Source organism: Streptoalloteichus tenebrarius, assembly GCF_024171885.1.
Lineage (GTDB): Bacteria > Actinomycetota > Actinomycetes > Mycobacteriales > Pseudonocardiaceae > Streptoalloteichus > Streptoalloteichus tenebrarius.
In genome coordinates this window covers 48,830-63,918 of the sequence record NZ_JAMTCP010000006.1, presented here as the reverse complement: position 1 = coordinate 63,918, position 15,089 = coordinate 48,830, and the positions used below count along the sequence as shown (strand labels likewise).

General features: G+C 72.3%; 10 protein-coding genes. 9 read left to right on the top strand and 1 reads right to left on the bottom strand.

The genetic code is table 11. The features are described 5' to 3' along the window. The first annotated feature begins 50 nt into the window (after window positions 1–50). From LX15_RS08320 to LX15_RS08305, 4 genes are all read left to right on the top strand, one after another. Window positions 51–242, top strand: a complete 192-nt coding sequence (locus tag LX15_RS08320) for a DUF4244 domain-containing protein (RefSeq protein ID WP_301304234.1) — start codon at window positions 51–53, stop codon at window positions 240–242. Beyond that, the gene (locus LX15_RS08315; RefSeq protein ID WP_308213428.1) at window positions 242–751 is read left to right on the top strand and encodes a TadE family type IV pilus minor pilin; all 510 of its coding nucleotides are present in this window, start codon (window positions 242–244) and stop codon (window positions 749–751) included. The genes LX15_RS08320 and LX15_RS08315 overlap by 1 nt, the downstream gene beginning before the upstream one ends. Then, entirely contained in the window at window positions 748–1,158 is a 411-nt protein-coding gene (locus LX15_RS08310; protein ID WP_308213427.1) for an Rv3654c family TadE-like protein, read from the top strand. The genes LX15_RS08315 and LX15_RS08310 overlap by 4 nt, the downstream gene beginning before the upstream one ends. A gap of 715 nt (window positions 1,159–1,873) precedes the next feature. After that, window positions 1,874–2,512: a bifunctional DNA primase/polymerase gene (locus LX15_RS08305; protein ID WP_253668917.1), complete on the top strand. Its 639-nt coding sequence runs from the start codon at window positions 1,874–1,876 to the stop codon at window positions 2,510–2,512. Window positions 2,513–2,579: 67 nt separating this feature from the next. On the opposite strand, the gene sftH is transcribed toward LX15_RS08305, so the two are convergent. Next, window positions 2,580–4,925 (bottom strand): DEAD/DEAH box helicase, encoded by a 2,346-nt coding sequence (sftH, locus tag LX15_RS08300; RefSeq protein WP_253668916.1) that lies wholly within the window; start codon window positions 4,923–4,925, stop codon window positions 2,580–2,582. 377 nt (window positions 4,926–5,302) lie between these two features. On the opposite strand from sftH, the gene LX15_RS08295 reads away from it, so the two are divergent. The 5 genes from LX15_RS08295 (at window position 5,303) to LX15_RS08275 (ending at window position 15,051) form a co-directional block, all read left to right on the top strand. After that, complete coding sequence (locus LX15_RS08295; protein ID WP_253668915.1) at window positions 5,303–7,591, top strand: sodium-translocating pyrophosphatase; 2,289 nt, start codon at window positions 5,303–5,305, stop codon at window positions 7,589–7,591. Window positions 7,592–7,891: 300 nt separating this feature from the next. Next, the gene (locus LX15_RS08290; protein ID WP_253668914.1) at window positions 7,892–8,539 is read left to right on the top strand and encodes a hypothetical protein; all 648 of its coding nucleotides are present in this window, start codon (window positions 7,892–7,894) and stop codon (window positions 8,537–8,539) included. Window positions 8,540–8,887: 348 nt separating this feature from the next. Next, window positions 8,888–9,469: a hypothetical protein gene (locus tag LX15_RS08285; RefSeq protein WP_253668913.1), complete on the top strand. Its 582-nt coding sequence runs from the start codon at window positions 8,888–8,890 to the stop codon at window positions 9,467–9,469. Window positions 9,470–9,861: 392 nt separating this feature from the next. Then, entirely contained in the window at window positions 9,862–12,585 is a 2,724-nt protein-coding gene (topA, locus tag LX15_RS08280; RefSeq protein WP_253668912.1) for a type I DNA topoisomerase, read from the top strand. Between the two features lie 351 nt (window positions 12,586–12,936). Next, on the top strand, window positions 12,937–15,051 hold the full coding sequence (locus LX15_RS08275) for a bifunctional MFS transporter/dTMP kinase (protein ID WP_372502492.1): 2,115 nt from the start codon (window positions 12,937–12,939) through the stop codon (window positions 15,049–15,051). Window positions 15,052–15,089: the final 38 nt, after the last annotated feature.

Below are 15,089 nucleotides of genomic sequence, written 5' to 3'. Positions count from 1 at the left end.
GGAAGAACAACACAGTCACGGCACCACCCGGTGCCAGGAAGGAGCCCACGATGTTCCAGCGAATCCTCAGGCGTGTGACCACGGCGGCCAACGCGGACGACGGCATGAGCACTGCGGAATACGCCATCGGCACGATCGCCGCGGCGGCGTTCGCCGCCGTGCTCTACGCGATCGTCAAGGGAGACGGGATCGTCTCCGCGTTGACCTCGCTCATCAACCGCGCCTTGTCGGTGAACTTCTGATGAGGCGCGTAGAACGTTCCCCGGCCGTGGAGGGCCCCTCTCGCCAGCCCCGAAATCCTGGTGCCGACGCGAGGGCGAACCCTGGCGTCGGTGGCAGAGGTGGCTTATCGCACTGTTGGCGGCGCTGGATGAGCTGGTGGGTGCGGCGGCGCGGCCACGGCGACCGAGGAGCGGTCACGGTCGAAACCGCCCTCGGGATCTGCACCGTTGTCGTGGTTCTTGCCCTGGCCCTGGCCGGGATCACCGCTCTGATCACTCAACTGCGGTGTACCGACGCCGCACGAGAGGCGGCCCGCCTGACCGCACGAGGAGAGCGCGCTCGTGCGACGGAAGCCGCTCGGCAGATCATCCCAGGAGAAGCGGATCTCGACATCCACGTCGACGGGGACACGGTGCGGGTGCGGGTCAGCCATCGCCCCACGGTCCTGCTCCCCGGCATACGAATCAGGGCCGAGGCCTACGCGGTCCTGGAACCAGGAACAACAGATCAACGGGAGACCCCCAGATGACGTCCCTGCCCCCACCGGTCATCCCACGCCGCATGCGACGGACATGGCGGCACGGAACGAATCGTGACGACGGCTCGGCCACGCTGTTGGCCGTCGCGACGGTCTTCGCCGTTCTCGTCGTCACGGCTGTGGTGGTCCAGATCGCCGTCGCGACCATCACACGGCGCCGAGCCGAAAGCGCCGCCGACCTGGCCGCCCTCGCGGCGGCCGCCCACGCCCTGTCCGGGCCCGAGGCGGCATGCGACCGTGCCCGATGGATCGCCGAGAGCATGCGGACCCAGGTCACGAACTGCCGCTTCGAACAGTGGGACGCCCTGGTCGAGATCGAAGCCGGGGTGTCCGGCCCACTCGGCGGTTTTCCCGCGACCCACGCGAAAGCTCGCGCGGGCCCGGGAGATCCGGCCTGACAGATCAGCCACACCTGGGTGGCGTGGCTGACTGAGCGCTCCACGACGGGTGACGTCCTGACGGATGTCACCGCATGGGGAGCCCCAGCGCGGACTTCGGGCAGGAACCGACGTCATCTCGCCGAGGCGGGGCGCGCAGGGGCCATGGAAGAGGACAGGGGATCGGGGAACCGGAACGGCCTGGGGTCGAGGGGGCTTCGGGGTCAAGGGGACGCCGTTCCACCCATCCGACCAACCGCCCGACCCGTCGGGCGAGAAAGGAGGTGATGCGCACTCCCATGAACGACCAACGAGGGTGCCCCGTGGCTGGAAGGCCAGCCAACCCCAGTCAACCAGCCACGGGGCCACTCCAGCACGCCCTCATTCCGCCCACTGGCTCAGAGCAACGTCGGCGCACGCGCGGGCACGCGTGCGATGCGCGAGAACGAAACACGATCGGCTGAGATGGACGGGAATGGCTCGGCAAAAGACCGTCGAGTGGGGAAACGCGACGAACGGTCGGCTGCCCGCGACGAGCGGCGGGAGCCTGCGCCCGGCCGGGTGGGCGGGCGGCGGCAGCCGCAGGGGGTTCCTTATCAGTCGCCGACCGCGCGGGACGGCGTTCACCGTGCCGGAGCGACCGGTTGCCGACGCGGCGTTATCGAGCGCGTCCGGGCTGCCGTTGTGTGTGGCGAGGGCGCCGGACGGCACCCCGGAACAGAGGAGGCGACGGGCGATGGAGTGGTCGGATAGTTGGCGCGGGGCGTTCCGGATCGAGCTGCGCGCGGAGGCCATCGGCCTGGCGTGGCGTGGTTGGCCGGTCCTGCCCGGTACCTATCCGGCGGGGCTTCGGTGGGAGGGCCGCGACGGCGCGCGGAACGAGGGACCGGTGCCGGTGCACCAGGACTGGGCCCAGCGCGTCGGCACCGACCCCGAGCACGTCGCCTCGTGGTGGAGCGGTCGGCCCTACACCCTCCTCGTCGCGACCGGGTTCGTCGTGGACGCGGTGGAAGTGGGCGGGGAACTCGGCCGCCGCACCGCCGCCGCCCTGCGCGCCGCGGGCGTCCCGGTGCCTATCGCCGCCACTCCCACCGGCCGTTGGTTGTTCCTGACCGCGTCGGATCCGGCCGACCACGGGAGCCCCTCCCGCTCGGAGCTGTCGGAGCACCCGGACGTCGTCCTGCACGGCAGGGGGAGCTGGATTCCGTTGCCGCCTTCGCCGTTCCAGCATGGCGTGGTGCACTGGCGCGTCAAGCCCCAGGTGTGCGGTTGGCAGTTGCCGCACATCGACGTGGTGCGGGACGCCCTGCTGTCGGCCTGCCGCAAGGACGAGGCGATGGTCGGGCAGCCCCTGGCGGCCAGCAGGGCGGCCTGATGACGATGTTGGAGGTGTGCGTCGGGTGGCCGCCGGCCCCCGCAGCCGTCGGGCCGCCCGACACACCTCAGGCGCTGGTCGCCGTCGCGTCGGCCCGGATGGCCCGGAGCACGACGTCCAGGACGGCCACCGCGCCCGCCTTGTCCAGTGGTTCGTTGCCGTTCCCGCACTTCGGCGACTGAACACAGGACGGGCAACCCGCCGGGCACTCGCAGGACGAGATCGCCTCCCGCGTCGCGGACAACCAGGGGACCAGCGCGGCGAAGCCGCGGTCGGCGAAGCCGGCTCCCCCGGGGTGACCGTCGTGCACGAACACCGTCGCCTCCCCGGTGTCAGCGTGCAGGGCTGTGGACACACCGCCGATGTCCCACCGGTCGCAGGTCGCGAACAGCGGTAGCAGGCCGATCGCCGCGTGCTCGGCGGCGTGCAGCGCGCCGGGGACACGCGCCGGGACCAGTCCGGCGCCCCCCGGCGCGCTGCCGTGCAGCAGGTCGGCGCTGACCGTGTACCAGACGGCGCGGGTGCGCAGGGTCTGGGGCGGGAGGTCGAGCGGCACCTGGTCGAGGACCCGGCCGGAGGGCAGTCGGCGGAGGTAGCTGGTGACCTGGGTCGTCACGTCGACCTCGCCGAGGCACACCGACACCCCGGCGTGCCGCTCCTCGCGGAGGGTGCGCACGACGGTGATGTCGATGAGGTCGCGGGGGACCGTGGTCCACTCCGGATCCTCGGCGTGGACCAGGGCCAACCCGTTGTCGAGGTCCAGGTCGTCCACCACGTAGGACGATCCCTGGTGGAGGTACAGCGCTCCCGGGTGGACGCTGGCGCACGCGGAGGCCGGGTCGACGGTGCCCAGGAGTCGTCCGGTGTCCGCCTCCACCACGGCGACCTGTTCCCCGCCGGAGCCCCGGATGTCCACGTCGGAGTGCGGACGGTCGTGGGCGACCCAGTACCAGCCCGCCGGGCGGCGGCGGACCACGCCGTCGCTGGTCAGGGCGTCGAGTGCCTCGACGGCGGCGGCGCCGCCCAGGGTGGGCAGCTCCTCGCTGGTGATGGGGAGTTCGGCCGCCGCGCAGGCGAGCTGGGGCGTGAGCACGTACGGGTTGCCCGGGTCGAGCACCGTGGCCTCCACCGGGCGATCCAGGATCGCGGAGGGGTGGTGCACGAGGTAGGTGTCGAGCGGGTCGTCCCTGGCCACGAACACCACCAGCGCGCCGTCCCCTGCCCTGCCCGCGCGGCCCGCCTGCTGCCAGAACGAGGCCAGGGTGCCCGGGTAGCCGGCGACCACGACCGCGTCGAGACCGGCGATGTCCACGCCGAGTTCCAGGGCGTTGGTCGTGGCGACGCCGAGCAGCCGGCCGTCCGACAGCGCCCGTTCGAGTGCCCGGCGTTCCTCGGGCAGGTATCCGCCGCGGTAGGCGGCGACCCGCTCCACCAGGTCACTGTCTACTTCGGACAGGTGTCGACGGGCGCCGAGCGCGGTGAGTTCCGCCCCGCGCCGGGAGCGGATGAACGTGAGTGTCCGCGCCCCCTCCACCACGAGGTCGGTCAGGATGCGCGCCGCCTCCGCGCCCGCCGAGCGGCGAACCGGGGCGCCGTTCTCGCCCGCCAGGTCCTCCAGGAGCGGCGGTTCCCACAGGGCGATCGTGCGCGCGCCCCGGGGTGAGCCGTCCTCCGTCACCGCCACGCAGTCCACTCCGGACAGGACGGAGGCGGAGCGGGCCGGTTCGGCCACGGTCGCCGACGCCAGCACGAACACCGGGTCAGCGCCGTAGCGGCGGGCGACGCGCCGGAGCCGGCGGAGCAACAGCGCGACGTGGGAGCCGAACACGCCGCGGTAGGCGTGGCACTCGTCGATGACGACGTAGGCGAGGCGCCGGAAGAACGTCGCCCAGCGGCCGTGGGCGGGCAGCACGCCCCGGTGGAGCATGTCGGGGTTGGTGAACACCCACCGGGCGTGGGCGCGGACCCAGTCGCGATCGGCCATGGGGGTGTCGCCGTCGTAGGCCGCGGCGCGGACGCCCGCGAGGTCGAGGTCGGACACCGAGCGGAGCTGGTCGGCGCCGAGCGCCTTGGTGGGGGCGAGGTAGAGCGCGGTGGCCCTGGGGTCGGTGAGCAGCCGCGAGAGGACGGGGAGCTGGTAGGCGAGGGACTTGCCGGACGCGGTGCCCGTCGCCACCACCACGTGGCGGCCGCCGTGCGCGGCTTCCGCGGCCGCCACCTGGTGGGTCCACGGGCGCTCGACACCCCGCGCCCGGAGGGCGTCCCGGAGCTCGGTCGGCGTCCACTTCGGCCACTCGACCGTCCGCGCCCGTCGTTCGGGGATGTGGGCGACGTGGGTCACGGGGTCCTCGCCGGCGGGAACACCGGCCAGTACCCGGTTCAGCAACGCGTGTCCGCGGTCCTGTCCACCCACGACGTCGAGCGTGTCACATCGGACCGACAGCGGAACCGACGACTGGACCAACCCGGACGAAGGAAAACCCCGCAATGTAGACGACCATATGGGTGATCGAGAAACCGAGAGTCGTCAACGCGGTCCGATGTGGACCCTCACCCGTCGCGGAGAGCGCCTGACTGCTCTCTTTCTGTCGTTCTTGATCGATACAAACGCCCGAAAATCGGCCGTTCGAGAGCGGTGAGGGTCACACAGTGAACTGAGCCACTAGGCGGCGGAATAGACTCCGCGCTCGTGACGCCGCCCACACGGGCGGCGCGCTTCTTCCCCGGCGTCGGAGCCGACGCAACCGCCGGCTCCTGGCGCCTCCATAGCTGTCATCACCAGGAGGACGGATGTCCCGGCTGATCCTCGCGGAGGGCCTCGAGCTCTCCGGTGGTGACCGCGGCGTAGTCGCCGTGGTCGCCGTGGTCGCCCTGGCCGCCCTCGCCGTCGGGTACGTCCTGCTCCGGGAGGTGCTGGCCGCCGGCCAGGGCACCCCGACCATGCAGGACATCGCCAGGGCGGTGCAGGAGGGCGCGGCGGCCTACCTCAACCGCCAGTTCCGAACGCTCGGCGTGTTCGTCGTCATCGTGTTCCTGCTGCTGTTCCTGCTGCCGGCGGACGATGTCGGCGAGCGGGTGGGGCGGTCCCTGTTCTTCGTGGTGGGCGCCGGGTTCTCGGCGGCCATCGGGTACCTGGGCATGTGGCTGTCCACCCGCGCGAACGTGCGGGTCGCGGCGGCGGCCAGGGAGGAGCGCGGTCGCGAGCGCGCGATGCGGGTGGCGTTCCGGACCGGCGGCGTCGTCGGCATGACCACCGTGGGCCTCGGCCTGCTCGGCGCGGCCGTCGTCGTGCTCGTCTACGCGGGCCAGGCGCCGAAGGTGTTGGAGGGCTTCGGGTTCGGCGCCGCGCTGCTGGCGATGTTCATGCGGGTGGGCGGCGGCATCTTCACCAAGGCGGCCGACGTCGGCGCGGACCTGGTCGGCAAGGTGGAGCAGAACATCCCCGAGGACGACCCGCGCAACGCGGCCACGATCGCCGACAACGTGGGCGACAACGTGGGCGACTGCGCGGGAATGGCGGCGGACCTGTTCGAGTCCTATGCGGTCACGCTGGTCGCCTCGCTGATCCTCGGCACCGCGGCGTTCGGCGTGCAGGGTCTGCTGTTCCCGCTCATCGTGCCGGCGATCGGGGTGCTGACCGCGGTCATCGGCGTGTACGTCACCAACGCCAGGACCGGTGAGAACGGCCTGTCCGCGATCAACCGGTCGTTCTACATCTCCGCGGTCATCTCGGCGGTGCTGTGCACCGTCGCCGCGTTCGCCTACCTGCCGGCGAGCTTCTCCGCGCTGAACGGCGGCGAGCGCACCGAGGGCAACCCGGCGTTGATCGCCGCCGTCGCCGTGATCATCGGCATCGTGCTCGCCGGCGTGATCCTCTGGCTGACGGGCTACTTCACCGGCACCGAGCACCGCCCGGTGCGCGACGTGGGGAAGACCTCGCTGACCGGCGCGGCGACCGTGATCCTGTCCGGCATCTCGGTGGGCTTCGAGTCGGCCGTGTACACGGCGATCGTCATCGGCGGCGCGGTCTACGGGGCCTTCCTGCTCTCCGGTTCGGTGACGGTGGCGTTGTTCGCCATCGCGCTCGCCGGCTGCGGTCTGCTCACCACCGTGGGCGTGATCGTCGCGATGGACACCTTCGGCCCGGTGAGCGACAACGCGCAGGGCATCGCGGAGATGTCCGGCGACGTGCACGGCCAGGGCGCGCAGATCCTCACCGAGCTGGACGCGGTGGGCAACACGACCAAGGCGATCACCAAGGGCATCGCGATCGCCACGGCGGTGCTCGCGGCGAGTGCCCTGTTCGGGTCGTACAACAACGCGATCAAGGAGGCGCTCGGCAAGGTCGGCGGCGTGTTCGACCTCGAGGACTACGCCGTGTTCAGTCCGAGCACGCTGGTCGGCCTCGCCGTCGGCGCCGCGGTGGTCTTCCTGTTCTCCGGGCTCGCGGTCAACGCGGTCTCCCGTGCCGCCGGCGCGGTGGTCTTCGAGGTGCGACGCCAGTTCCGGGACAACCCGGGGATCATGGACGGCACGACGCGGCCGGAGTACGGGCGGGTCGTGGACATCTGCACCAAGGACTCGTTGCGCGAGCTGGCCACCCCGGGGCTGCTGGCGGTCCTGGCGCCGATCGCCGTGGGCTTCGGTCTCGGGGTCGGCCCGCTGGCCGGCTACCTGGCCGGCGCCATCGCGACCGGCACCCTCATGGCGATCTTCCTGGCGAACTCCGGCGGCGCGTGGGACAACGCCAAGAAGCTGGTGGAGGACGGGTACCACGGCGGCAAGGGCTCCGAGGCGCACGCCGCCACCGTCATCGGCGACACTGTGGGCGACCCGTTCAAGGACACGGCCGGCCCGGCGATCAACCCGCTGATCAAGGTGATGAACCTGGTGTCGGTGTTGATCGCGCCGGCGATCGTCACCTTCTCGGTGGGCGCGGACGCCTCCCCGGCGGTGCGGGCCGTCATCGCCCTGGTGGCCGTCGCGGTCATCGTCGGCGCGATCACCGTGTCGAAGCGGCGGAGCACCGCGATCGCCGAGTCATCGCCCGCGCACGAGACCAACAGCGCGGTGGTCTGACCCGTCGCCCGACGGGAGCGCGCACGACTCGCGGTTGATCAGGACGCGCCAGGACGCCTGGTCGACCGCCGCCGGGGTCGGCCCTGACACGGGGCCGGCCCCGGTCGTCGTGCGGGGGGAGGGAGAGGAGGGACGGCACGGGCGGGTGAACCGCCGGCGTCGACCGGCGACACGCGGGGACCGGCGGTACGTTCGCCGTGGTCGGCGGTCGTGCGCGCCCCGGGCGCCTGTCCTCGACGCGCGACGCCGACCCGACAGCACGCCCACGCGGCCGAGCAGGCCGGCGCGAAGGGGGAGCCCGTGCGACGTGAGCTGATCCCGCTCCTGGCCCTCGTGACACTCCCGTTCCTGGGGTGCACCGCGAACCAGGGGCCCAGTGAGCAGACGACCGCCCTGACCGAGCAGAGCGCGGCGCCCACCGGCGACCCCCGCGTGCGGTGGGTGAACAGCTTCTGCGGTGTGGACCTGGAACTGCGCACCGCGCTGACCAGGAGTCTGGGCACCCAGCCGACCGGAGCCGACACCGCCCAGCTCAAGGCGTCCTACAGCCAGTCGCTGGGGGAGGGGTCCACGGCGCTGGAGCGGGCCATGGGCACGCTGCGCGAGTTGCAGCAGTCGCCACCGGAGCCGGCGGCAGGAGAGGTGGCGCGGCGGACCGGGGAGGCCCTGGCCGGGGTCAAGCAGAGCGTCGACGGGGCCAAGGTGCGGATCGACCAGGCCAACCCGGCCAACCCCCAGCAGTTCCAGCAGGTCGTGCAGGGGGTGAGCCGGGACCTGCGGCAGCAGCTCGACCAGTTCCGCGACCCGACCGACGAGTTGCGCGTCAGCCGTGACCTCGAGCGGGCGCGTGAGCGCGCCCCGAGCTGCCGGGCGCTCGACGCGGTGCGGTCGAGCGCGCCCATCCCCTCCCGTGCCGGCGGCTCACCCACCTCGCCCACGCCCTCCTGACCTCGCGGTCGGTCCCGTGACGACCGAGGGGGCGACGGGTGGACAGGTCGGCACGGACAGGCAGGACAGTGCCGTCAGCGCCGCCAGGCAAGCAGCAAGGCAGACGCGGCGATCACACGCAGGCACAACGAACACACTCAGGCGCAACGAACGCGGCAAGACACAACGAACACAGGAAGACACAACGAACACAGGCAGACACAACGAACACAGGAAGACACAACAAGCGCAGGAAGAGACAACGAGCACAGGAAGACGGACAAGGTCAGGTGGGGAGGACGGGGAGGGGGTGGCGTGTCGCGGGGACCGAGGTTTCCGGTTTCGAACAAACGTTCTACGCTCCCGGGTGTGGGGCAGTTGTCCTTCTTCTCCGCCGACGCCCGAGGGCCCCGCGTGGCCGACCTGGCCGGTCCGTTGTGTGGACCGGGGCAGGCGGTGAGTTTCGGCAGGGGCACCGCGGCCAGGGTGTCCGCCGTCGTGCCGGATCGCTGGCGGGCCGACGCGCTGTTGGCGGCGTGTGCCGAGCGCGGGGTGGAGGCGGAGATCGCCACCTCCGACGAGGGCTCGCCGCTGGTGCGCACCGCCGTCCGCGCGGATCTCGTGCCCCTCGCCGCCGGATGGCTGCGGGGCGCGGTCAAGGCTGTTCCGCCCGACTTCGAGCTGGACGGTCCGGTGCTCCGGCTGTGGGCGCTGGTCGCGGGGCGCGCGGTTCCCGGCGGCTACCTGATGGGGCTGGACCCGCACGCGCCCGACACCCACCGGTCGTTGGCCGCGACGCTGGCCCGCGCCGGCCTGCCCGCCACGCTGGTCGGTCCCCGAGGGGGTGGTCCCGGCCTCCGGGTGTCGGGCCGGCGTCGCCTGGGGCGGCTCGTGGAGCTGGTCGGTGGCCCGCCGGCGGGCTGCGGCCCGGAGGACTGGCCGGTGACGTGACCCGTTCCCCACGGCGATCTTCACCCAAACGGACGAATTACTGTCGGGCTCGCTCCGGTGGGTCGCTCCTCGTCGCCCCGGCCGGCGCCCGCGACCGCGTTCCTGGCGCGCCCGGGAGGGCGGCCGGACCGGGGGAGACGGGTGGGGGAGAACCACTGTGAGCTGGTGAAGGACGCCAGGTTGGTCGAGGGGTGCCCGTCCCGGCGACCGCCGGCGGCGCGGGGCCGTGACGAGGTGACGCGGCCCACCCCGGACGGGTGGACGGGGCAGGGAGGGGCTGCTCTCCCCGCGTGTCTGTGCGAGCCTCTTCCGTCACCCGGCGCAGCGAGCGGGGCTGCACTCGGTGCACACTGGCGGGCCGGGACAACAGGTAGAGCAGAGAGCAGGGCAGCGTGGCTGGGTCGACACGGACGAGGAGAAGCGGCGGGAGCGGAGGCTCCAGCGGTCGCCGGTTGGTGATCGTGGAGTCCCCCGCGAAGGCCCGCAAGATCGCCTCCTACCTGGGCAAGGACTTCCTCGTGGAGTCCTCGCGCGGCCACATCCGCGACCTGCCACGGGGCGCCGCCGACGTGCCCACCAAGTACAAGGGGCAGCCCTGGGCCCGGCTCGGCGTCGACGTCGACCACGACTTCGAGCCGCTGTACGTCGTCACCCCGGACAAGAAGGCCACCGTCAGCGAGCTCAAGGAGGCGTTGAAGGAGGTCGACGAGCTCTACCTCGCGACGGACGGCGACCGCGAGGGCGAGGCGATCGCCTGGCACCTGCTGGAGACGCTCAAGCCGAAGGTGCCGGTGCGCCGGATGGTCTTCTACGAGATCACCGAGCCGGCGATCCGGGAGGCCGCGGCCAACCCGAGGGAGCTGGACCAGCACCTGGTCGACGCGCAGGAGACCCGCCGCATCCTGGACCGCCTCTACGGCTACGAGGTCAGCCCGGTCCTGTGGAAGAAGGTCATGCCGAAGCTGTCGGCCGGCCGGGTGCAGTCGGTGGCGACGCGGATCGTCGTGGAGCGCGAGCGGGAGCGCATGCGCTTCGTGCCCGCCTCCTACTGGGACATCTCGGCCGTGCTCCGGGCCGACGGCGCGACCGGCGGCGAGGACGAGCCCCGCACGTTCGGCGCCCGCCTGGTGGCGGTGGACGGCGCCAGGGTGGCGACCGGCAGGGACTTCGGCCCGGACGGCCGGCTGCGCTCCGACGAGGTCCGGCGGCTGGACGAGGCCGACGCGCGCCGGCTGGCCGCGGGCCTCGCCGACGCCGACCTGGTCGTGACCAACGTCGAGGAGAAGCCGTACACGCGGAAGCCGTACGCGCCGTTCATGACCTCCACGCTCCAGCAGGAGGCCAGCCGCAAGCTGCGGTTCTCGGCGGAGCGGACGATGCGCACCGCGCAGCGCCTGTACGAGAACGGCTACATCACCTACATGCGGACCGACTCCACGACGCTGTCCGACACGGCGATCGCGGCGGCCAGGACGCAGGCGCGTGAGCTGTACGGGGCGCAGCACGTGGCCGACAAGCCCCGCCAGTACACGCGCAAGGTCAAGAACGCGCAGGAGGCGCACGAGGCGATCCGGCCGGCCGGCGAGGTGTTCCGCACCCCCGGCGAGGTGGCCAGGGAGCTGGAGGCCGACGAGTTCAAGCTCTACGAGCTGATCTGGCAGCGCACGATCGCCTCGCAGATGGCCGACGCCAAGGGCACCACGCTCAGTGTGCGGATCACCGGCACGGCCGCGTCGGGCGAGGAGTGCACCTTCGCCGCGTCCGGCCGGACGATCACGTTCGCCGGGTTCCTCAAGGCCTACGTCGAGGCGGTGGACGCCGAGGCCGGTGGCGAGGCGGACGACGCCGAGACCCGGCTGCCCCGGCTGCGCCGGGACCAGGGCGTGCACGCCACCGAGCTGACCCCGGACGGGCACACCACGAACCCGCCGCCGCGCTACACGGAGGCGAGCCTGGTCAAGGCGCTGGAGGAGCTGGGCATCGGGCGTCCCTCCACCTACGCGTCGATCATCAGCACCATCCAGGACCGCGGCTACGTGTGGAAGAAGGGCTCGGCGCTGGTGCCCTCGTGGGTGGCCTTCGCCGTGGTCGGGCTGCTGGAGCGGCACTTCGGCCGGCTGGTGGACTACGACTTCACCGCCGCGCTGGAGGACGAGCTGGACGCCATCGCGGCCGGTCGGCAGGAGCGCACGACCTGGCTGTCCGGGTTCTACTTCGGCGGCGCGGTTGGCCCGGAGGGCTCGGTGGGCCGTGCGGGCGGGCTGAAGAAGCTCGTCGGCTCCAGCGTCGAGCAGATCGACGCCAGGGAGGTCAACTCCATCCCGCTGTTCACCGACGACGCCGGGCACACGGTCGTGGTCAGGGTGGGGCGGTACGGCCCGTACCTGGAGCGCGAGGTGGACGGGGAGTCGCAGCGGGCGAACCTGCCCGACGACCTGCCGCCGGACGAGCTGACCTCGGAGATCGCCGAGAAGCTGTTCGCCACCCCGCAGGAGGGGCGGTCGCTGGGGGTCGACCCGGCCACCGGGCACGAGATCGTCGCCAAGGAGGGCAGGTTCGGCCCGTACGTGACCGAGGTGCTGCCGGAGGGCGCGAAGGAGAAGCCGCGCACCGGCAGCCTGTTCAAGTCCATGTCGCTGGACACGCTCACCCTGGAGGACGCGCTCCGGCTGCTGTCGCTGCCGAGGGTGGTCGGGGTCGACCCGGAGAGCGGTGAGGAGATCACCGCGCAGAACGGCCGGTACGGGCCGTACCTGAAGAAGGGGTCGGACTCCCGGTCGCTGGCCAGCGAGGACGAGATCTTCACCGTCACCATCGAGGAGGCGCTGAAGATCTACGCCGAGCCGAAGAAGCGGGGCCGGCGCACCGCCGCGGCCGCGCCGCCGTTGAAGGAGCTCGGCGACGACCCGACCTCGGGCAAGCCGATCGTGGTCAAGGAGGGGCGCTACGGCCCCTACGTGACCGACGGCGAGACCAACGCGTCGCTGCGCAAGGGGGACGACGTGGAGTCGCTGACCCTCGACCGGGCTGCGGAGCTGCTGGCCGAGAAGCGGGCGAAGGGGCCGGCCCAGAAGAAGACGACGACCCGGCGCAAGGCCGCCGCGAAGTCCTCCTGAGCGGGCGGGTCCTTCACCGCCCTCCGACATCGGTGCCCGGCGCCGCGTCTTCTGACGTGGTGCCGGGCACCGGTCGTTTCGGCTTCCCGAGCGCCGTCCCGCCGCGCGCCGGTCTCCGCGAGAAACACACGGCTATTCGTGATCTTGAATTCGTGCGGGAATCGTGACCGGTCGGTGCGCGGGACGTGATGTATTCCGATCTCGACTTCGCGGCGGACCGGCGCGGGCGCCGTTTTTCCGAGAACGCCCGCCGCCCGTCCCGACCAGGTCCGACGCGACCGTGTCCTGCCGTTCCCCCGCCCCGGCTACGCTGGGCGCAGGCGAACACGAAGTTCGCTGGTCGGATCGGGGGTGAGGACCATCCGGACGGGTCAGGACGCGAACGCGAGTTCCGGCTCCGCGCGGCCGGCGGATTCCGGCGCGTCCACCGCGCACCGGGTACGCAGTGTTCTCGCCATTCCCGCATTCCGTCGACTGTGGATGGTTTGCGCCCTGTGCAGCATAGGTGACTGGTTGTCGCTGCTCGCGTTGTCCGCGCTCGTCACCAAGATGACCGACATCTACCTGGTGAAGAGTTTCGCGCTCAGCGCCGTGGTGGCCACCCAACTGCTGCCGGCGATGTTGCTCGGCCCGTTGGGCGGCGTGCTCGCGGACAGGTTCGACCGGCGCAAGGTGATGGTGGTCGCCGACCTCCTGCGGTGCGGCCTGTTCCTGTCGATCGCGTTCGTCGGCGAGCTGTGGTGGCTGCTCATCGCGAACTTCCTCATCGGCGTCTGCGCGTTGTTCTGGATCCCGGCGAAGGACTCGTCGATCCCGAACCTGTTGCGCCGGCCGGACCAGGTGGAGACCGCGAACCAGCTCGGCCTGGTGATGACCTACGGCATCTCGGTGATCACCGCCGCCGGGTTGTTCTCGGCGATCTCCGCGGTGGGGCCGACCCTCAACCTGCGCAGCGAGCTCGGTCTCGCCTACATCATCGTGATCATCAACGGCCTGCTCTACCTGACCTCGGCCGTGGTGCTGGCGACCCGGATCAAGGAGATCTCCGGGCGGCGGAGGGGACGCGGGCCGACACAGGCCCCCGTCGGCACCCCCAGGGAGGGCCTCGAACAGCCCGGCCTGTTCGCGATGCTCCGCGAGGGCGTGCGGTTCATCGGCACCACCCCGTTGATCCGGGGCCTGCTGGTCGGGATCGCCGGCGCGTTCGCCGCGGGCGGTGCGGTGATCGCGTGCGCCAAGCTGTACGCGGCCAGCCTGTCCGGCGGGGACACCGCCTACGGCATGCTCTTCTTCGCGGTGTTCCTCGGGCTGGGCCTGGGCATGGCCACCGCGCCCCGCCTGGCCCAGCGCCTGCCGCACAACCGGCTGTTCGGCATCGCCATCGTGCTCGCGGCGCTCGCGTTGGTCGTCGTCGCCCTGGCCCCGCACCTGTGGGTCGCGCTGGCGGCGGTGACGCTGGTCGGCTACTGCGCCGGCGCGGCCTTCCTGACAGGGCAGACGATCATCGGCTCGCAGGTCGAGGACGCGGTGCGCGGGCGGACCAACGCCATGGTCCAGCTCATCATGAAGATCATCCTGTTCGGGGCGACGGCCGTGGTCCCGCTGCTGGTCGGCCTGGTGCGGCCGCGCACGGTCACGGTGTTCGGCGAGGAGATGCAGATCGACGGCACCCGGCCGGTGCTGCTGGGGGCCGGGCTCGTCGCGGCCGTCGTCGGCGTGGTCGCCTACCGGCAGATGGACGACCGGCGCTCCGAGCCGATCCTGTCCGACCTGCTGCACGCCCTGCGGGGCGGCGACGACCGCCGCAGGGGCGGGGGCGGCCTGTTGATCGCGGTGGAGGGCGACACGATCGCCGACACCGCCACCCAGGCCCAGCGGCTCGCCGAGTGGCTGCGGGCGGGCGGACGCGACGTGGTCCTCGCCGGGGACCCGGCGCTGGACGAGCGGCGGCTGCGGGGCGTGCTGGAGGGCGCGTCGCTGTCCGGGGCCAGGGCGCACGCGCTGGTCGCGGCGGCGGTGCGGGCGGACGTGGTGGAACGGCGGATCCGGCCGGCCCTGGCCTCCGGCGCGCTGGTCGTCATGGAACGGTTCGTCGACAGCCCCCTGGCGCACCTGGGCGCGTCCAGCGGGCTCGGCGCGGCCGAGCTGGAGGGGCTCGCGGACTGGGCGACCGGGCGGCTGCGGCCCGACGTCACCGTGCTGCTCGACCGCGACCCCGCGGGCCTCGGGGACGCCCGTCCCGACGCGAACGGCTGGGACGGCATGGAGCACCATTGGCGCGTGCAGCGCATCCTCACCGAGATGGCCGCCGCCGACCCCGACCGGTACGTCGTGGTCGACGGGGACGGGGCCGCGGACGAGGTGGCCCGGCGCGTCCGGGAGGCCGTGCGGCCGGTGCTGGCCGAGCGGCGGGTCGTGATGCCGGACGGGCCGTCCTCGCTGGCGGCGGGCGCGGAGGCGCAGTGACGACCGCGTCCAGCGCGCCCAGCGGGTCCGTGGCGCCC